Below are 20201 nucleotides of genomic sequence, written 5' to 3' on the forward strand. Positions count from 1 at the left end.
AAAAATCCCCGGTCAGAACCGGGGATTTTTTTGGCTTAATCAGTATCAACCCTTGAAAGTATATTCCGCAATCGATGCTGGCTTCATTTCAATGGAGAAGCCCGGCAATTTTGGCGGCATATAGGCAGCCTCACGGATATCGCAGGGCTCGATGAAGTGCTCATGCAGGTGGTCGACATATTCGATCACGCGGCCTTCCTTGGTGCCGGAAACAACGAGATAGTCGATCATCGACAGGTGCTGAACATATTCGCAAAGACCAACGCCACCGGCATGCGGCCAGACCGGCAGATTGTATTTTGCAGCAATCAGCAACACGGCCAGAACTTCGTTCAGACCGCCCATACGGCATGAATCGATCTGCACCACGTCAATCGCACCTTCAGCGATGAACTGCTTGAACATGATACGGTTCTGGCACATTTCACCAGTCGCAACCTTCACATCGCCAATCGCCTGACGGATCTTGCGGTGGCCGGCAATATCATCCGGGCTGGTTGGCTCTTCGATGAAGAACGGCTTGGAGAAGGCCAGCTTGTTGACCCATTCGATTGCCTGATCAACTTCCCAGACCTGGTTGGCGTCGATCATCAGATAACGATCCGGACCAATCACTTCACGTGCAATGGTCAGACGGCGGATATCGTCTTCCAGATCACGGCCAACCTTCATCTTGACGTGGTTGAAACCGGCATCGATGGCTTCCTTGCAGAGACGACGCAACTTGTCGTCGTCATAACCCAGCCATCCGGCAGAGGTCGTGTAGCAGGGATAACCTTCATTTTTCAGCGTCTCAACACGGGCCGCTTTACCGGCTTCCGCCTTCTTGAGGATAGCCAGCGCATCTTCACGCGACAAAACGTCGGTCAGGTAACGATAGTCAACGATATCAGCGATTTCTTCTGCGCTCATATCGGCAACAAGCTGCCACACCGGCTTGCCAGCCTGCTTGGCCAAGAGATCCCAGACGGCATTGACGACGGCACCGGTGGCCAGATGCATGGCACCCTTGTCTGGACCGATCCAGCGCAGCTGGCTGTCGCTGGTCAGGTGACGCCAGTATTGACCCGGATTTTCCAAGACCTTTGCGAGGTCGGTACCGATGACGAGGTGGCTCATCGCCTTGATCGCCATGCAGCAAATGTCATTGCCGCGGCCGATGGTGAAGGTCAGGCCGTGGCCTTCCAGACCATCCGTGTCGGTTTTCAACACCACATAGGCTGCCGAATAGTCTGGATCGGGGTTCATGGCGTCCGAACCGTCGAGGCTCTGGGAGGTCGGGAAACGCAGGTCGTATACTTTAAGGTCGGTAATCTTGGTCATGGCCGGTTACTCGCGGTCAGGGAAAATAAAGGTTCTCAGTCGTGGTGGAATGTTTCTTCCATCATAGCCCACCACTCTCCATCCTTGCGGCTTTCAAGCGGTTGCTGACAGGGAATGGTGAAAGACCACCATTCCTGATTTTTGGGGTCGGCAGCGATACGGGCCATATCGGCTTCATAATCCGTGCCGTGATATTCCCAGTATCCGAAAAGCAGGTTCTCCGGCTCGCGCAGGAAGATCGTGTAGTTGCGGATATTGCTTTTGCTGATCAGTTCCAGAACTTCCGGCCATACCGCAGCATGAAGCCGCTTGTATTCCGCAATCATGTCCGGCTTGACGCCAATGACCATGCCCATGCGCTGCATTGATAACTCCTGTTACTGCTTTATGGTCGCCATTGCAGCGCGAAGACGCGTCTGCGGCAGATTGAGGCCGAGCTTTTCAGCCCATGCGATAACCGGTGCGATACGGCGGCGTTTTTTCTCGTCGTGATTGCCGGCAATGTCGGCAAGTCGGTGAGCGAGGTACGGGTTGAGAAAACGCTCGCGAACATCGTCCACATAGGCCTTTGCCTCAGTTCCCAAACCTTCAGCGGCAAACAGCGGCAGAACCTCTTCATGCCAGACGGCTTCAAGATCGGCACGTAAGTCCAAATCTGCCATGGCTTCACGCACGGTCTCGTCCTTGGCACGCGCATCTGCCAACCAGCGTTCGGCCAGATAGCTGTGGCCGAAATTGAGAAGGTAGAGCTTCAGGTTTTCGTAATGATCGAGATCATCAGTCAAAACGAGATGAGGGTGCACACAGGGCAATGTCAGCCCGGCCTGATTTTCAACAGCCCAGATGGCGTAGGGTTCTGCAACCGCACCAACCGGCTCGATTGGCTCCGAAACAATCCGGTCAACGAGGCTGTTGGCAAAACGACACTTTTCCGTCAGGTAAAACGTGAAACCCGCAGGCAGTTGCCAACTGTCGGCAAGTCCACGTATGATGTCCTTCAACCGGTCGCCATTACGCGGGATCAGTTCGCAAGGGAAAATCGAGATTTCACTTTCCGGGTGGAGCTGCCAGCGCTCCAGCAGCAACAAGCACAGCTTGGCCGGAAAGCTTTTTGGAACCCGGGTAAAATCATCAGCCAATTCGACGGTATCGTCCGAATCCAGCTCATAACCCTTGTCGCCGGTGTTTGAGATAATCACCTTCGCAACAGAGGCAATCTCGCGAACGGTCTGCCAATCCTGGTTCGCACTCAGGCCAAACGCCACAGCCATGCCGCGACGCTCCTCATCAACAGCAACGCCGTTTTTCAGACCACGAATACGCACCGGATAGCCATCGGGGTTACCCAGTGCAGCGATACGTGCCGCACTCTGTGCGTTGCCTGTTGTCTGGACAATGGCAATCTTACCAAGCGCTTTGCCGGCTTCTAGCGCTTCCGACACGAAGAGGTCGGCATGCGCCAGGAGAAAACGACTTGTCCCGAACTGCAGGATGGGAGTGGCTTCGCTCATTGAACCTCAACCATGCCTTTCACAACGCCAGCAGCCGGATCGAGCAGATCAGAAAACTTCTCCGGAACCTCTGTGAGTGTCATACGGTGTGTGATCAAGGCATCCGGCACGCCACCGCTGCGCTGTGCAGCAATGACCCGTTCAAAATCCTCATTGGTCGCGTTTCGGCTGCCGAGCAGTGTGGTTTCCCGCTTGTGGAACTCCGGATCATTAAAGGTGATGTCGCTGCTGACGATCGAGACCAGCACGTAAGTGCCGCCGTGACCGACAAAGGAAAAACCACGCTCCATGGCCTTCGAATTGCCTGTTGCATCAAAAACAGCATCAAAGAAATCGCCACCGGTAATCTCCGAGAGCCTGTCCTTGTCGCCATCGCCGAGCTGAACGGTCTCATCGACACCAAGGTGTTTCTTGCAGAAATCCAGACGGTCTGTGCGTCCGTCAATGACAGTGACGCGTCCGCCATCAAGCTTTGCAAAGACAGCAACGGCCATGCCGATGGGACCACCGCCAACGATCAAAACATTCTGGCCTTTTTCGACTTTGGCGCGGCGCACGGCATGCGCACCGATGGCCAGAAATTCGGTCATCGCGGCCTGATCAAGGCTCAAGCCTTCGGCCTTGAGAACGAATTGCTGTGGCACGCTGAGATATTCCGCCATGCCGCCGTCGCGATGCACGCCCAGAACGCCAATATTGCGGCAGCAATTGCTCTTGCCTTTGAGGCAAGCGCTGCAGTGACCGCAGGAGATGTAAGGAATGATCGTGACAACATCTCCCCTTGCAAAGGCGCTTCCCTGCGGTGCCTCTTCTACAGTACCGGACAACTCATGTCCCATGATGCGCGGATAGGACAGATAAGGCTGATTGCCCGTGAAGATGTGCAGATCGGTACCGCACACACCAATGCGTCGTACACGCACCAGTACTTCGCCATCGCCACGTGACGGCATGTCTTTGTCAACGGCTGTCAGTGTTCCGGGAGAATCGCAGCTTATTGCAAGCATCACATCACCTGTTTTCAGAAGACGACCGGCGGTCGGTCAGATTGTAGAAAGAAACGGCGTTTCCACCGAAGACGGCATCGTGATGCTGTTGCGGCACGATATCGCGGCACATCTCCAGCCAGCCAGCGTAATCGCCAGCAAGCCGCAGCACAGGCCAGTCACTGCCCCAGATCACGCGCGAAGGACCGAAAAGCTCAAGGATCGTTTCCGCGTAAGGACGGACAGCCTGAGGTTTCTGATCACCGGCCTCGGTCAGCAGACCCGACAATTTGCAGGATACATTGGGTAGGCCTGCCAATGCCGCCATGTTCTGACGCCATTCGCTGTAATGGCCGGTCGCTATCCAAGGTTTGCCACCATGGTCGATAACCACCGGAAGATCAGGGTGACGTGAGACAAATTTGAAAAGTGCAGGCAGATGTCGAGGCAAAACCAACGCATCGAACACGAGACTACACGCAATCATCGCGCCGATTGCCGGGTCCAGCGCGGGATCATCGATCCAATTGTCGTCTTCCAGACCCTGCAACATGGGCCGAAAACCCTTGAGCACCGGATTGGCGGACAATGCCTTGATGGCCTCTACAGCCACCGGGGCCTTCAGATCCGTCCAGCCAACCACACCTTTGATAAAGCTGTTATTGGCCGCCAGATCGAGCATATAGGCGGTGTCCGCCTCGCTCTCCATCGTCTGGACCAGAACGGTGCCGTCAATGGACTGCGCGTCCAGCAAAGGCTTCAGATCCTGAGGGGAAAAATCCCGGTAGATTGCCTCCAAGGACGGCGGAGGCCATTGGCCCTGCCGGTCCTTCATAAGCCAGAAATGCTGATGGGCATCGATCCGCATGTCGATCAAGCCTTGCCGCCAGGAACCGGTGCACCCTCGGCAATCAGGCCACGCTTGCGCAGCTCGGCCCAGAATTCGGCCGGCACGTCTTCCTCGAACCACTCGATGTTTGAGGTCAGCTGGCTTGCGTTGCGCGCACCCGAAACCACCGTGACGGAGGCCGGATGGGCGAGAGGAAATTGCAAGGCGGCTGCCTGTAACTTGACGCCTGTGTCAGCGCAAACAGCTTCCAGTGCTTCAACGCTTTTGACGATATCAGCTGGCGCATCGGCATAGTTGAACTTCTTGTTGCCTGCCAGAATGCCGGAGTTGAACGCGCCGGCGATGACGATCGCGGTGCCAGCCTTGGCGCAATTGTCCATGAAGGCAAGGCTCTGCTGTTCCAGCAGCGTATAGCGACCGGCCAGCATGGCGACATCAACGTCGAAAACCTGCATGGCATCACGAATGACTTCCCACTCGTTGACGCCAAGGCCAACAGCCTTGACCGACCCTTCTTCACGCAGCTTTGCAAGCGCCTTGAAACCGCCGCCAGAGGTCAACTGCTCCCAGTAATGCGGGTGCTTTTCACCATGCGTCGCAGAGCCGATGTCGTGGATGTAGAGAATATCAGGTCTCAGAATTCCAAGACGCTGCTGGCTGGCGTCAAACGAACGCAAAATGCCATCATAGGAATAATCATAATTCGGGCGGAACGGCAGCGGAGCGACATAGGCATCCTCCTCCGGACCAACCGTATCGTCAGGAACCATTACGCGACCAACCTTGGTGCTGACGGTGTAATCCTTGCGATCATGTTCGGTCAGCATCGTGCCGAGACGACGCTCCGAACGAGTGTAACCGTAAAACGGTGCGGTATCGAAATAACGAATGCCGCTTTCCCATGCCTTTTCGAAAGCACCCTTCGATTCCTCGTAAGGCGTAACACGGTAAAGATTGCCCATCTGGGCGCAGCCAAGCCCCATAAGGGTAACGTCAACGGAGCGGCGGGGCAGCTTGCGCGTATCGGATACTTTCATCGTCTGGCACTTTCAATCAGGCGTTTGCAGGAGAAGCCGGCGCGCCGCCTGTCGCGACGCGCCCTGTCTGGCAGATTAGTAAAGAACGTTCTTTGCTTCTGGCTTTTCGATGTTGTCCTTGGTGACAACAACCACACCGGTATCAACGAACTTCTCGACCTTTTCCTTGTTGAGGATTTTGCCAATTGTCTGCACGCCAAGTTCACCCATCTGGTAGGAGCCCTGAACGGCAATACCGGCAAGTGTACCATCCTTGACGAATTCCTGCAGGTCCTGGTTACCGTCAAAGCCGATACCAACAACCTTGCCAGCCTTGCCAGACTGAACGAGCGCACGGCCAACACCGATTGCTGTTGGCTCATTGGCACCGAAGATGCCCTTGAGGTCTGCATTGGCAGCAAGAACGTCAGTCGTCTGGTTCAATGCAGTTGCCATCTGCGACTGCGAATAGAATGGACCAACGATTTCCAGCTTGGAGTTTGCCTTGACGTAGTCAGTGAAACCACCAACGCGGCCAATTTCCGAACCGGCACCGGCAACGTAGGACATGACGGCAATCTTGCCCTCAGTGCCAACCTTTTCGATCAGCGCCTGCGCTGCAAGTTCACCGGCCTTCTTGTTGTCGGTAGCAAGGAAAGACTGGTAGTACTGCTCGGAACCCTCAGCAAGCTGGGAGTCGATCAGCACGACAGGAATACGGGCTTCCCATGCCTTCTTGACGGCTGGAACCAGTGCGTCTGGATCAGACGGAGCGAGAACGATGCCGTCAACCTTACGGTTTACTGCGTTTTCAACCATGTTCACCTGGTCAGCAATCGCAGATTCCGAAGCCGGGCCCTGGAATGTGATCGTGTGACCGTTCAGGTCCTTGATCGCAGCGTCTGCGCCCTTCTGGACGTTCTGCCAGAAGGTGGAGTTTACCGTCTTGACGATAACTGAAATTTCACCGGCCTGAACGGTGGAAACGCTCCACAGTGCGATGACAGATGTGAGAAGGGCAGTCGAAAGTTTCTTCATCTCTTCCTCCAATTATGGCCACTCTGGCCTCTTCGGGAGAACTCCTCGTCCCCCTTGTTGTTTACGGAAAGGGTCCGCGCCCTTCTCAGCGGCGGTTACGCAACTGGTCGATCCACACGGTCACCAGAATGACGAGGCCGATGATAATTTGCTGCGTGAATGCCGAAACACCGTTCATGTTAAGACCATTGCGCAGAATACCGATGACAAAGGCACCAATGCCTGTACCGGAAATTGTACCAACGCCACCGATCAGCGACGTACCGCCGATCACCGCGCTGGCAATCGCGTCCAGTTCGTACATCACGCCTTCATTCGGCTGTGCGGTCACAAGACGAGACATCAGAACGCAGCCTGTCAGGCCGGCAAGCGTACCTGAAAGAATGTAGGTAAAGTTGGTGACCCGGCTGACATTGACGCCGGACAGGCGCGCAGCTTCCGCGTTGGAGCCAACAGCATAGATATGGCGGCCAAGTACTGAGCGGTTGAGCATCAGAGATACGGCAATACCGATGACGACCATCAGAATGACCGGGTAGGGAATGCCCGGGAATACAACATTCGGGAAGCCGTCTTCGCCGATGTTGACGACACGGAACAGCGCGCCGTTACCCAGAACGCCAAAGGATTCACCGAGGCCGGACACTGCGCGGGCACCGGTAATCTGCAGGGCTACGCCACGTGCAATCAACATCATGCCAAGCGTTGCAATGAACGGCGGCAGCTTGAAGCGTGTGACCAGAAGGCCGTTGATGTAACCACAGATCGAACCGGTCAAAATGCCGAGAAGCATCGCAAACGGCACGGGGATACCAAGTTCCTTCACCGCAAGCGCGGCAACAACACCGGCAAGCGCCAAAACCGAGCCAACCGAAAGGTCGATACCGCCGGTGATGATGACGCAGGTTGCACCAATACCGAGAAGAGCGATCGACGTGACCTGCAAGGCGATGGTCATGGCATTGCTAACGGTGAAGAAAGCACTGCTGGTGAGCGAAAACACGATGGTCAACGCAACAAGGCTGCCCAGCGCCGCAAACTTCTGGATGATATCCTTCTGGCGGTCACTCAAAGACATGTTCTTTTGTTCAGGATTATTGCTGCTCATTGCATTCCTCACTGCGCCGCCGGTACATAGCCGGATGCGTATCGCATGATTTCTTCCTGGTTCGTTTCGGCCGTCTTCAAGACACCGGTGATCTTGCCTTCATGGAAGACGGCAATACGATCGGTCAGACCCAGCACTTCCGGCAATTCGGAACTGATGAGAATGACGCCAATGCCCTGTGCGGCCAATTCGTCCATGATTTTGTAGATGGCAAATTTCGCACCCACATCGATACCGCGGGTCGGTTCATCGAAGAACAGGATGCGGGATTCGCGGAACAACCATTTGCCGATGATGATTTTCTGCTGGTTACCACCGGATAGCAGACGAACGGTCTGCTCGATCGACGGCGTCTTGACGTTGAGAAGATCGACATATTTGCGGGCAATCTCATTATGCTTGGCAAAATCAATCACGCCAAACTTGCTGGAAACTGCTTCCATGTTGGCAAGCGTTGTATTGGCTGCCACCGACATCTTCACCGCAAGACCATCACTTTTGCGGTCTTCGGAGAGATAGGCGATCCCTTCGCGGATAGCATCCTGTGGGGAGCGAATATCAAGAACGCGGCTTTCAAAGGTGATCTCGCCGGAATCTAGCGGATCAGCACCAAAAATCGCACGCGCGACTTCGGTACGACCGGCGCCCATCAGCCCGGCAAAGCCGAGAATTTCACCACGCTTCAACTCAAAACTGACATCCTCGAATACGCCCTTGCGGGTCAGCCCCTTGACGGCAAAGATAACCTCGTCGGTCGGCGTGGATGTGCGCTCAGGGAATTTTTCCTCCAGTGACCGGCCAACCATCTGGGCAACGATATTATCAACCGTTGTTTCAGCAAATTTGGCAGTGGAGATATAACGACCGTCACGCAAGATGGTGACGCGGTCAACGATCTGCGCCATCTCGTCCAGACGGTGAGAAATATAAACGATGCCGACACCGGACTGTTTAAGGTCATGAATGACCTTGAACAGCAGGGTGGTTTCCTGCTCGGTCAGCGACGAGGTAGGCTCGTCCATGATCAGCACTTCGGCATCCAGAGACAGGGCCTTGGCAATTTCCACCATCTGGCACTGCGCAACGGAAAGGCCACGCACCGTCTGGTCGGGATCAATATCGACACCCAGACGATCAAGACAGCGCTTGGCATCGGCGCGCAGTTTTTTGCGATCGACCCAGAACCCACGGCGCGGCTCGCGTGCCAGATAGATGTTTTCCGCCACACTGAGATGCGGAATGAGGTTCAGTTCCTGATGGATGATGGCAATGCCGGCCGCTTCGGATTCGAGCGGCGAGGAATACTGAACCTTGTTGCCCTTGTGAATGATTGTACCTTCAGTCGGCTGATAAACGCCGCTGACAATTTTCATCAATGTTGATTTTCCGGCACCGTTTTCACCACAGACCGCATGCACTTCACCGCGCACGAGATCAAAATGTACGCCCGACAAGGCCCGAACACCGGGGAATTCCTTGGTGATATTTTCGAGGCGCAGTAGGGTTTCGGCAGCACCGGCAAAGCTATCGCCAGGCGTATTTGCGCCTACGATATTGAGTTCGCCTTGTGACATTTGAGATCCTCCATGCGCAACCACGCTCCACCCGGTTGCCTTCAATCGGAGGCAATGGTTAGGCCGCATTTTTTTATTGGTCAAGCCAATTATCGCAAAACTTCGAAACCGGCCTTATAGCATAAAATTATGAACCGCAATAAATCTATATAATTCAATATTTTAAACTTATTCTTGCCTATTGTCACACTTATAGATACGGTAAGGCCAAATTTCGCAAACTTAAAATGCTCATACTCAACGAGATAATTGGCCTGACCAAACACATGGAAACACGCCGCCTTTACCAGCAGATTGCCGATCAAATCCGTGAGTTGATCGATCAGGGCGAATTTCAGCCCGGATCGCGCCTGCCAGCGGAGCGGGAACTGGCCCAGAAACTGGGTGTTTCACGGCCATCCCTACGCGAAGCACTGATTGCACTTGAAATCGACGGCAGCGTTGAAATTCGTATGGGGTCTGGCGTCTATGTGTCTGCGGAGCCCGCGACCACCACATGGCAGACCAAGTCGATGGGCGACAGCCCGACCGAGCTGATGCAGGCGCGTGCCGCCATTGAGGGTGCAACCATCGTTTTGGCCGCAAGCCGTATTACGCAGGAAGCACTCGTTACGCTTCGCCAGTTACTGGACAGCATGAAAAAGGAAATCGATCTCGGCAAAAAGCCGCTCGATCAGGATCGACTGTTTCACATTACCATTGCTGAACAATCGCAAAACAGTGTGTTGGCCCGTATGGTGGCTGAGCTTTTTGACGAACGCCACAGTCCTATTTCAGCCCAGTTTCGCGTCCGTTTTGAGGACCGTGAAACATGGACACGCGCCCTGAATGAGCATGAAGCCATTCTGGCCGCCCTTGAAATGCGCGATCCACTGCTTGCGCAAGCTGCGATGCATAGCCATCTCGAAAGCTCAAAGCAGCGCTGGATCGAGAATTGAGTAGCGCTTTTGCGCAGACATAGACCGGGAGGAGGAAAATCCCCGTGACAGTGCATGATAAAGCATTAAATTCTGAGCCAACCATCCTGCTGAACATCAACGATAACGTTGCTGTGGCCCGCAGATCCATTCCTGCAGGAAACCCGACCGGCAGGGGAGATCTTGTCGCACTTGACCTGATCGGCCGCGGACACAAGGTTGCGCTGAAGACCATCAAGTCTGGCGAAGAAGTCCGTAAATACGGTCAGGTGATCGGTATTGCCACCCAGGACATTGAGCCCGGTCGTCATGTCCACCTGCACAACCTTGCCATGGTACCCTCCGAGCATGCGCACCAGTTCAGCGTCGATATCGAGGAAACCGGCATGCTGCCGGAAGCCGAACGCCGTACATTCATGGGCTACGATCGTGGCCTTGGTGGCGCTGGTACCCGCAATTACATCGGCGTCATCGCGTCCGTGAACTGTTCCGCCACCGTCTCCCGCTACATTGCCGACTACTTCAACAAGCAGGGCGGCCTAGACGGTTTTGACAATGTCGACGGTGTCGTTGCGCTGACCCATGGTGGGGGGTGTGCTCTCAACACCAAGTCGGAAGGGTACCGACTGCTGATCCGCACCATTCAAGGTTATGCACGTCATCCCAATTTTGGCGGCATTCTGCTGATCGGCCTCGGCTGTGAAACAAACCAGATTGCACCCATTCTCGAACACTACCGGATGGAGGAGGGTGAGCGTCTGCGCACCATGACCATCCAGCAGCATGGCGGCACCCGCAAGACCATTGAGGCAGCGATTGCCCAGATCAAGGACATGCTGCCACTCGTGAATCAGGCCAAACGCACCCCGCAGCCACTGTCCAAACTGAAACTGGCACTGGAATGTGGTGGTTCGGACGGTTATTCCGGCATTTCTGCAAATCCGGCACTTGGTTACGCATCCGACCTGATCGTGCGCAATGGTGGCACCACGGTGCTTTCGGAAACGCCGGAAATCTATGGTGCCGAACATCTTCTGACACGCCGTGCCGTAACGCCAGCGGTTGCCGAAAAGCTTCTTGAGCGCATTGACTGGTGGCGCGACTATACCGCGCGTAACGGAGACGAACTGAATAACAACCCGTCGCACGGCAACAAGCTCGGCGGCTTGACCACCATTCTTGAGAAATCTCTGGGTGCCGTGGCCAAGGGTGGTTCGATGCCGCTGAAGGCGGTGTATGAATTTGCAGAAACCGTTACCGAACCAGGTTTCGTGTTTATGGACACACCCGGCTATGACCCCGTTGCTGTAACCGGCCAGGTTGCCGGCGGCTGCAACGTCATCTGTTTCACGACAGGACGTGGATCCGTATCCGGCTTCAAGCCCTCACCTTGCATTAAAATCGCGACCAACACTGAAATGTTCGAACACATGCAGGAAGACATGGATCTGAACTGCGGTGAAATCGTCACCGGTGTCGAAAGCATTGAGGAAGCAGGGGAACGGATTTTCGAGCGGATTCTTGCTGTTGCCTCTGGCGACAAGACAGTCAGCGAAATCTACGACTATGGTGATAACGAGTTTGTGCCGTGGCAGGTCGGCGCTGTGACCTGATAGGCGTGAAACATTGAAATCGCCACGAAATGGAAAAAGGCCCGGATATCTCCGGGCCTTTTGATTATTGCTGTGCTGGGACATCTCCCAATAAAGGCAGGGAGAAGCCGCGCTATGCTTAGTGACGGAAGTGGCGCATGCCAGTGAAGACCATCGCAACGTTATGTTCGTTGGCAGCGTCGATCACTTCCTGGTCACGCATAGAACCACCCGGCTGGATGACGGCTGTTGCGCCGGCAGCAATCGCGGCCAGCAAACCATCTGCGAACGGGTAAAATGCCTCAGAAGCAACCGCAGAGCCTTTTGTCAGCGGTTCGGCAAGGCCAAGCGCCTTGGCCGCATCTTCAGCCTTCAGGGCTGCAATACGTGCGGAATCCACGCGGCTCATCTGGCCTGCGCCAATACCCGCTGTCTGACCATCCTTGGCGTAGATAACGGCGTTGGATTTAACATGTTTTGCGACCTTGAACGCAAACTTCATGTCTTCCAACTCTTGGGCAGTCGGCGCACGTTTTGTCACAACCTTGAGGTCGAGGTCTTCGACCATGCCATTGTCGCGGCTCTGAACCAGAAGGCCACCGGAGACGGTCTTGGCTGCGAGGCCACGCGAACGCGGATCTGGCAGACCACCGGCCGACAGCAGGCGCAGGTTTGGCTTGCGCGCGACGATGGCCTTTGCTTCTTCCGTAACGTCAGGAGCAATGATCACTTCCGTGAACAGCTTGACGATTTCTTCGGCCGTCTGCGCATCCAGCGTCTGGTTAAGCGCGATCACACCACCAAATGCCGATACAGAATCGCAGGCGAGGGCCTTTTTATAGGCCTCAAGCATGGTTTCACCGGTTGCAACGCCACATGGATTGGCGTGCTTGATAATGGCACAGGCCGGACCGTTGGACGCCGGGAACTCACCCACCAGCTCGAAAGCAGCATCCGTGTCATTGATGTTGTTGTAGGAAAGCTGCTTGCCCTGCAACAGCGTTGCCGTGGCAACGCCGGGACGCTTCTCCCCGGTCAGGTAGAAGCCCGCGCTCTGGTGTGGGTTTTCACCATAACGCATCTTTTCTTTCAGGACGCCACCAATTGCGCGGTAATCAGGTGCTTCAATTTCCAGCGCATCCGCGAACCAGTTGGATATCATCGCGTCATAGGCAGCTGTGCGAGCATAGGCCTTGGCAGCAAATTTCTGGCGCAGCGCGTAGGTTGTCTGGCCGTCATCAGCCTTCAGTGCATCCAGCAAAGCGCCGTAGTCGGACGGGTCAGTGATAACTGTGACATAGGCATGGTTCTTGGCTGAAGCGCGGATCATGGCCGGGCCACCAATATCGATATTCTCAACCGTTGTCGGGTAATCACCGCCCTTGGCGCGAACTTCCTCGAACGGGTAGAGATTGATGACGGAAAGATCGATACCTTCGATACCGTGCTTTTCCATGGCAGCGACGTGATCGGCATCATCACGGATCGCCAGAAGACCGCCATGCACATTCGGATGCAGGGTCTTGACGCGGCCATCCATGATTTCCGGAAACTTCGTGACGTCAGAAACGTCGGTAACCGGCAAGCCAGCATCGGCAATAGCCTTCGCGGTTCCACCTGTCGACAGCAGTTTCACACCCATTGAAGCCAGTGTGGTGGCGAGTTCGATGATGCCGGTCTTGTCCGATACGGACAAAAGTGCGGTGCGAATTTTGACTTTATCCGGGGCGGGGATTTTCTTGGAAACAACAGCCATCGGCTTACTCCGTATAGGCAGGAAAATCAGCCGGAAGCAGAGACCGGCGGTTGGGGTCGCGTTAGCACACCTTCCCACGGGAATAAACACGAATCAGGCAGTCATTCAGGCCTTACGGTCTAAAAACCAGCGTATTTCGCGTACTTCGGGAACGTCGAAAGCCACTTCAATCTGTTGCGACCGGCGTAGGCCGGACACATTTGCCATGAAGATATCATCGGTAATGGCAAGGGCTCGGCCGGGAACTGAGAACTGCCAGCGGGTACCATCAGGTGCAGTCAGCACTACAGTTTCTTCATTGAGCAGGCTAAGTTCGATGATGGGATGAACATGGAAGCGCGCAACAGCCATCAGGCTTTCAGGAATATGTTTGTTGTTCTTGCCAGCCACAGAGACGATGTCACGACCCCGGATACGCGTTCCGGCCTCATTCATATCCACTTCGCGCTCATGCAGATAACCAAAATCGGCAACATAACCGTCATGCGTAGCGGAAACGATGTCGTTTCGATTGGGTCCGGTCGTACGGTTGACCGTCACCTCGCGGGCACCTTGCACCAAGATTGGTCCAAGAAATGCTGAGCGGGAAAACCGGCATGAAGACGTATCGGCCAAGGTCACAGTTGAATGGGCGGCCGTGGAGCGCGCCAATTCTTTCAGTTCGGCACTGCCATTTTCCGGAGAACCGGAATTGACGATAAAGCGATACCGTCCTGCAGACATTTCAAAAGACAGACAACCGGCATGGGCGGTTGATGACAGCTCAACAGACAAAGCCCGACCAGTGTCAATCAGCACAGTTGTGTCTCCGGCTACCAAGCGCTGATAGGCCATATCAGGCAGTTCACGCGTCGTTAGCCCAGCGGTGTCGTCATACCGCAGTACAGCCGCCAGTTCGTTGGCCAACGTGCTCGTGGCGCCGTTAAACAGACCTAGATCACCATCTTGATGCCTGAAAAACCGCAATGCCGGAAATATTCGGTCAATTGCGGAAACAAGCCCGGACGGAACAGTGTGTCCGAGATTAATGTAGCTGTGACGCAGCGGCAGTAAATCCAGCAAAAGATCGAGAAGAACCCGCGGATTGCGTGAAACATGGCCACCATCCGGCAGGACCTGACGTTCCATTTCACGACTTAATTTTCTGGCCTGACGCGACACCCAGGATTGTTTGCCAGACATACAGATTGAGGCGACAGCCAGTGCAATATGTATTCGCAGGCGAGTTTCACCATCGGGCGCAAAGCGGGCGATCATGCCGAGATAACGCACGTGAAAACCCAGTGTCTTCATGAAGCGGCGATAGAAACCACTCTCGGCGTCATTCAGTACAACAGGAGAATGCGACAGGAGCGCAATCAACCGTCTGGCTGCAATGTCCGGCTCCCACGCCAGACCACGCGCTTTTCGCCCGTGCAGCGCCATCCATTCCGCCACCAGTTGGCGGGCCTTTGCGCAGCATTCATTTGTACGGTGAGCACGAATATGACGCAACCATTCAAAGGAATAGAGGCTCTCCGCAAATGCCAGACTTGGCAATTCATCCGCAAAAACCGAAACACCATCCAGCTCGTAGACCCGGCCAGCCAAAACGATACGACCATTCAGCAATTCTTCCGCAACGAACGGATCAACGGCATGTAAATCTGTCGGTGCTGCAACCAGCCCATCAGGCGCAGACACCCCGGGTATCAGGACCATACGCAAGCCGGCAACCCGTATACGCGCACGACGGTATAGGGTTTTCATAAAAAACCCTGCACTTCCGTAACCGTTGGAGTTAGACCCTGCCAAACCGTTTTTCCCGTCTATACGGTCTCATGCCTGATTTTAAGGAATTGCACACGAAACAAATAATTTAGCAATCAATCACATGATTCGTGATTGATTGCATAATCTTTTTAAGGCACGGAATTTCAAGAAAAAAATCCGACATCAGTTTTTCAGACGTGGAAATCCGTCGGGCTTTGCTTATTTTCTACGCAGCACGGTGGCAAAAAATCCATCGGTTCCGCCAAGCATATCAGGCGTTGTGCGCAAATCGCCGTCGCCGTTGACGGCAGCTTCCAAACCTGGCCAATTTTTTTTGTCCACAGGCACACGTTCCACATCGGTGCTGTCTTGCAGCACGCGGGAAATCATGTGCTCACCCTCAAGAGGGTCAAGCGAGCAGTTGGAAAACACCAGAATGCCACCTGGCTTCACCAGTGAAATGGCGTGGCGCAGCATTCTCTCCTGGAGTCCGGCGAGCTTTTCAATGTCTTCCGGTCCCTTTGTCCACGGAACATCAGGATGTTTACGCAGGGTTCCTGTTGAAGAGCAGGGCGCGTCAAGCAGCACCACATCAAAAGGTTCATCTGTGGTGAACGTCAACAGGTTGCTTTCAACCGTGTTGGCTGCAAAACCGAGACGCTCCAGATTGCCGCGAAGTCGCTTCAAACGGTTGCCCGATTGATCAAGGGCCGTCACATCAGCTCCAGCCAAAACAAGCTGTGCTGTCTTGCCACCAGGAGCCGCACACAGGTCAACCACCCGTTTGCCCTTGATGTCTCCCATCAATCTGACTGGAAGGCTGGCAGCTGCGTCCTGCACCCACCACTCGCCCTGCGTGAAACCCTCAAGATCAGGGATCTGCCCTTCAAAGGCGCCTAGACGTACAGATCCCGTAGCCAGTACCTGACCGCCAAATTTCTCTGCCCAAACTTCTGGATTAGATTTCACCGTAACGTCTATGGTCGAAGGCCAAAGTTGCGCCTCCGCAATCCGTTCGGCTTTTTCTCGACCATAGGCAGAGACCAACCGGTCAAAGAACCATTCAGGCAGCACCGGCACATTGGAGATTCTTTCCTTGATCTCCTCCTTTTCCCGGCCGAGACGACGCAAAAGGGCGTTGACCAATTTTACGAAACGCCGATTACGAGGATCGCGATGAGCTTGCTCTACGGCAAGATCGACAGCAGAATGGTCGGGCACATCAAGGTAGAGCATCTGCGTCACACCAACCACCAGAACGTGATGCAGCGACCGCGCGCCTGATGGCAAGGGATTATCCAGTAACATGGATATCGCCGCATCGATACGCGGCAGGTGACGAAGGGCTGTGTTGATGATGGCGCGCACCAAGCCACGGTCAGCCGCATTTAGCGCCCTATAGGCCGGATTGCCTGTTTCAGCATCCAGCATACCATCAAGCGATGTTTTCTTATCGATGACAGCAGACAGGATTTTGACAGCAGCATTGCGGGTTTCTAGACCCGGCTTGTTGTCAAACTGCTGTCCATCGTCCTGATCGCTACCTGCTCTTGGATTGTCACGCCGTTTGTTGCGGTGAGGTGTTTTTTTGGCGTGTTCTGCCGTCAAGACCATGGTCCTTTGCGTTCATTGTTTCCGCCCCGTCCCCAGCCGGTGGAGGGTACAGAACGTGTCTTACGCTCGGCATTAGCATTTGTGGCGGGTGGCGTCGATGGCTGGGAAAATTCGTTTGCCATTGCCTGCAGCGCAGCGACACGATTTTCCGTATTCGGGTGCGTGGAAAACAGGTTGTCCATTCTCTCACCGGATAGCGGGTTGATGATGAACATATGCGCAGTCGCCGGGTTACGTTCGGCATCCTCATTGTGCAGACGCTGTGCAGCGCCAGAGATTTTCTGAAGCGCTGAGGCCAACCATAGTGGATTACCACAAATCTCGGCACCACGACGGTCAGCGGAATATTCGCGCGTCCGGCTGATCGCCATCTGAACAAGCATGGCCGCCAGCGGCGCAACAATCATGGCAACCAGCACGCCAATGAAACCGAGCGGATTGTTGTTGTTGCGATTGCCACCAAACAGAAACGCAAAGTTTCCAAGCATCGAAATAGCACCGGCAAGGGTTGCCGTAATCGTCATGGTCAAGGTGTCACGGTTTTGGATATGGGCAAGCTCATGGGCCATGACCCCTGCAACCTCTTGCGGACTCAATCTTTGCAGAAGGCCCGTAGAGGCGGCCACAGCTGCGTTTTCAGGATTGCGGCCCGTAGCGAAGGCGTTTGGTTGCTCGCTCTCGTAGATATAGACCTTCGGCATTGGCAGGCCGGCATTCTGCGATAGATCGCGGATCATCGTAAAAAACTCTGGCGCGTTGCGCTCATCAACCTCCTGGGCGTGATAAGCCGACAACACCATCTTGTCCGAGTTCCAGTAAGAAAACAGGTTCATACCCGCCGCGATGACAAGTGCGATCATCATGCCGCCCTGTCCGCCAATCAGAAAGCCGACCCCCATGAACAAGGCTGTCATGAAGGCAAGAAGCATGGCAGTGCGCGCAAGATTCATCCGTTGTCTCCATTTTACGATGTGTTCGATACGGCCATTTGCCGTTCGATTGTTCCTCGTGTAATTTGGTTATGATAATCCGCTTTTCAATATCAGACTGCCAAAGGCGCGAAACCATGCAGAATGCAGATAACGACAACTTGTTCGACGAGAACGAAAAGAACCTCGCAACACGTAAATTGTCGCCAGCCGCCAAACGAGCCCTGCAGGAAGCAGAAGAGCGCAGAAAAGCGCAACAGGAACTGGAGCTGCCGGCGGAGACCGGCGGGCGAGGCGGCGCTGAGCCCGTGCGATTTGGCGATTATGAAATCAACGGCCGTGCAATTGATTTTTAATTCGGCGTTTCACGTCGATCAAAATAGCGTGAAAACAAAGACTTAAACGACTCTCGCTACGTAGCACATCTCATTAAGACGTCATTAACCATATAAAACCCGCACCAACGTCGATGCGGGTTTGCAATGAAATCATTTCATTTTCGAAACAATATCAGGCGCGTTCCAGAAGCTTGCAGACAGCCTCAAGCTGCTCCAACGTTTTATAGCTGATACGGATCTGGCCGCCAGACGCTTTGTGATTGATCTTTACATCCAACCCAAGTGCATCCGTCAGTGAACGCTCCAAAGCCAGAGTATCTGAATCCTTGGTTTCCGGTACGGACTGCCGCTGAGGTTCACTCTGTCCCTTGATGTCATTTTGCGCCAAACGCTCAGCGTCACGAACGGACAAACCCTTTGACACGATAGTTTTTGCCAGGCCCGATGGATCAGAGGTCGAAACCAACGCACGTGCGTGACCGGCAGACAGGGAACCCTGTGCCAACATGTCACGAACAGGATCTGGCAGTTTCAACAAGCGCAGGCTGTTGGCAACATGGCTTCGGCTTTTACCGATAATTTCGCCAAGATCGTTTTGTGTATAACCATGCTCAGCAATAAGCTGATCGTAACCTAAAGCTTCTTCAAGCGGATTAAGGTCTGAGCGCTGGACGTTTTCAACAATCGCCAATTCAAGCGCTGTTCGATCGTCCACGTCACGAATAATAACTGGGATTTCTGTAAAGCCCGCTAGCTGCGCAGCACGCCAGCGACGTTCACCAGCGATGATCTCATAACGGCTGGGTTCAACGGTACGCACCACAACCGGCTGCACGATGCCATGTTGACGAATAGAAGCAGCCAAATCCTGCAGTTCGCTTTCATCGAAATGCCGGCGCGGGTTACGCGCGCTGCGGGCTATGAATTCGATGGGAACATTTCGATCGGGATTGACCGTACGCTGCGTATCTCCCGAGGGCAGGGGCTGATCCATCTCACCGATCAGGGCTGCCAAACCGCGGCCAAGCCGACGTTTTGAAATATCGTCACTCATGCATGTCACTCCGTACTATAAACTTGTCCGTCACGCCGCCTTACGCAACCGCTCGCGCTGGATAACTTCCGACGCAAGCTGAAGATAGGCCTGACTACCCGCGCATTTCAGATCGTAGAGAATTGCAGGCTTACCATGAGATGGCGCTTCCGAAACCCGAACATTGCGAGGAATAAGCGTATGATAGACTTTTTCCCCAAGGTGGGTACGCACATCGTTAACAACCTGCTGGGCCAGATTGTTTCTCGCATCAAACATCGTCAATACGATACCCTGGATATCGAGAGTAGGATTGACAGTCTGCCGAACCTGATTGACGGTATCGAGCAACTGACTCAACCCTTCCAACGCAAAGAACTCGCACTGAAGTGGCACCAATACCGAATGTGCGGCGGCCATAGCATTCATGGTCAGTAGATTGAAGGATGGCGGGCAGTCCAATAGAATATAGGAATAGGTTTTCGCCTGTTCGCTCGACAGGGCGGCCTTCAATCGAAAAGCACGGTTGGGCAGATTCGCAGCTTCCATTTCGAAGCCCAGCAAGTCCATTGTGGATGGCACAATATCAAGATTGGGAACAGCTGTTGGGACGACAGTCTCACCAATCGTATTGCTACCAATCAGCAAGTCATAAGACGAAAGTTTGCGGTCGCGGCGATCGATACCCAAGCCAGTACTGGCATTACCCTGCGGATCGAGGTCAACAATAAGAACACGTTCCCCAATTGCCGCGAGTGCCGTTGCAAGATTGATGGCTGTCGTTGTTTTACCAACGCCGCCTTTCTGATTTGCAATGGTGATAATTCGGTTTTTTTCAAACATAATGCCGCACACCCAGAGAAT

Annotated in this window: 18 protein-coding genes; 3 read left to right on the plus strand and 15 right to left on the minus strand. The window is 54.3% G+C overall.

The window, feature by feature from the left end; genetic code table 11:
- Positions 1-45 precede the first annotated feature (45 nt).
- The 9 genes from ACZ5FM_RS16330 to ACZ5FM_RS16370 all read right to left on the minus strand — a co-directional run bounded on the left by ACZ5FM_RS16330 (position 46) and on the right by ACZ5FM_RS16370 (position 9406).
- A complete protein-coding gene (locus tag ACZ5FM_RS16330; protein ID WP_250984157.1) occupies positions 46-1323 on the minus strand; it encodes an L-fuconate dehydratase in 1278 nt (425 codons plus the stop codon).
- A 35-nt stretch (positions 1324-1358) separates the two neighbouring features.
- The gene (locus ACZ5FM_RS16335) at positions 1359-1688 is read right to left on the minus strand and encodes an L-rhamnose mutarotase (RefSeq protein WP_192490573.1); all 330 of its coding nucleotides are present in this window, start codon (positions 1686-1688) and stop codon (positions 1359-1361) included.
- Between the two features lie 12 nt (positions 1689-1700).
- Positions 1701-2834: a mannitol dehydrogenase family protein gene (locus ACZ5FM_RS16340; protein WP_464039246.1), complete on the minus strand. Its 1134-nt coding sequence runs from the start codon at positions 2832-2834 to the stop codon at positions 1701-1703.
- Complete coding sequence (locus ACZ5FM_RS16345) at positions 2831-3841, minus strand: zinc-binding alcohol dehydrogenase family protein (protein ID WP_464039247.1); 1011 nt, start codon at positions 3839-3841, stop codon at positions 2831-2833. The genes ACZ5FM_RS16340 and ACZ5FM_RS16345 overlap by 4 nt, the downstream gene beginning before the upstream one ends.
- Before the next feature lie 4 nt (positions 3842-3845).
- Positions 3846-4688, minus strand: coding sequence for an amidohydrolase family protein (locus ACZ5FM_RS16350; protein ID WP_312947396.1), 843 nt, complete (start codon positions 4686-4688; stop codon positions 3846-3848).
- 5 nt (positions 4689-4693) lie between these two features.
- Complete coding sequence (locus tag ACZ5FM_RS16355) at positions 4694-5707, minus strand: aldo/keto reductase (RefSeq protein WP_464039248.1); 1014 nt, start codon at positions 5705-5707, stop codon at positions 4694-4696.
- 75 nt (positions 5708-5782) lie between these two features.
- Positions 5783-6724 (minus strand): substrate-binding domain-containing protein, encoded by a 942-nt coding sequence (locus ACZ5FM_RS16360; RefSeq protein ID WP_464039249.1) that lies wholly within the window; start codon positions 6722-6724, stop codon positions 5783-5785.
- 85 nt (positions 6725-6809) lie between these two features.
- Entirely contained in the window at positions 6810-7832 is a 1023-nt protein-coding gene (locus tag ACZ5FM_RS16365) for an ABC transporter permease (protein ID WP_250984152.1), read from the minus strand.
- Between the two features lie 8 nt (positions 7833-7840).
- On the minus strand, positions 7841-9406 hold the full coding sequence (locus tag ACZ5FM_RS16370; protein ID WP_464039250.1) for a sugar ABC transporter ATP-binding protein: 1566 nt from the start codon (positions 9404-9406) through the stop codon (positions 7841-7843).
- 227 nt (positions 9407-9633) lie between these two features.
- On the opposite strand from ACZ5FM_RS16370, the gene ACZ5FM_RS16375 reads away from it, so the two are divergent.
- Both ACZ5FM_RS16375 and ACZ5FM_RS16380 read left to right on the plus strand, forming a co-directional pair.
- Positions 9634-10344 (plus strand): FadR/GntR family transcriptional regulator, encoded by a 711-nt coding sequence (locus tag ACZ5FM_RS16375; protein ID WP_464039251.1) that lies wholly within the window; start codon positions 9634-9636, stop codon positions 10342-10344.
- Positions 10345-10394: 50 nt separating this feature from the next.
- Positions 10395-11936: a UxaA family hydrolase gene (locus tag ACZ5FM_RS16380; protein WP_192490658.1), complete on the plus strand. Its 1542-nt coding sequence runs from the start codon at positions 10395-10397 to the stop codon at positions 11934-11936.
- A gap of 118 nt (positions 11937-12054) precedes the next feature.
- Here the strand turns inward: ACZ5FM_RS16380 and purH are convergent, their stop codons facing one another.
- From purH to htpX, 4 genes are all read right to left on the minus strand, one after another.
- A complete protein-coding gene (gene purH, locus ACZ5FM_RS16385) occupies positions 12055-13671 on the minus strand; it encodes a bifunctional phosphoribosylaminoimidazolecarboxamide formyltransferase/IMP cyclohydrolase (protein WP_312947267.1) in 1617 nt (538 codons plus the stop codon).
- 105 nt (positions 13672-13776) lie between these two features.
- Positions 13777-15420 (minus strand): heparinase II/III family protein, encoded by a 1644-nt coding sequence (locus ACZ5FM_RS16390; RefSeq protein WP_464039252.1) that lies wholly within the window; start codon positions 15418-15420, stop codon positions 13777-13779.
- Positions 15421-15642: 222 nt separating this feature from the next.
- Complete coding sequence (locus ACZ5FM_RS16395) at positions 15643-17037, minus strand: RsmB/NOP family class I SAM-dependent RNA methyltransferase (protein ID WP_464039253.1); 1395 nt, start codon at positions 17035-17037, stop codon at positions 15643-15645.
- Positions 17028-17987 carry a zinc metalloprotease HtpX gene (gene htpX, locus ACZ5FM_RS16400; protein WP_312947272.1) on the minus strand — a complete coding sequence of 320 codons (960 nt, stop codon included), beginning with the start codon at positions 17985-17987 and terminating at the stop codon, positions 17028-17030. Before htpX ends, ACZ5FM_RS16395 begins: the two co-directional genes overlap by 10 nt.
- 116 nt (positions 17988-18103) lie before the next feature.
- Between htpX and ACZ5FM_RS16405 the strand changes: the two genes are divergently transcribed.
- Positions 18104-18322, plus strand: coding sequence for a DUF1674 domain-containing protein (locus ACZ5FM_RS16405; protein ID WP_275643434.1), 219 nt, complete (start codon positions 18104-18106; stop codon positions 18320-18322).
- Between the two features lie 154 nt (positions 18323-18476).
- On the opposite strand, the gene ACZ5FM_RS16410 is transcribed toward ACZ5FM_RS16405, so the two are convergent.
- Together ACZ5FM_RS16410 and ACZ5FM_RS16415 are read right to left on the minus strand one after the other, a co-directional pair.
- The gene (locus ACZ5FM_RS16410; protein WP_259148951.1) at positions 18477-19358 is read right to left on the minus strand and encodes a ParB/RepB/Spo0J family partition protein; all 882 of its coding nucleotides are present in this window, start codon (positions 19356-19358) and stop codon (positions 18477-18479) included.
- A gap of 30 nt (positions 19359-19388) precedes the next feature.
- Positions 19389-20183 (minus strand): ParA family protein, encoded by a 795-nt coding sequence (locus ACZ5FM_RS16415; RefSeq protein WP_275643473.1) that lies wholly within the window; start codon positions 20181-20183, stop codon positions 19389-19391.
- Positions 20184-20201 lie beyond the last annotated feature (18 nt).

The sequence above is a fragment of the Agrobacterium sp. 5Ca50 genome, assembly GCF_055381905.1.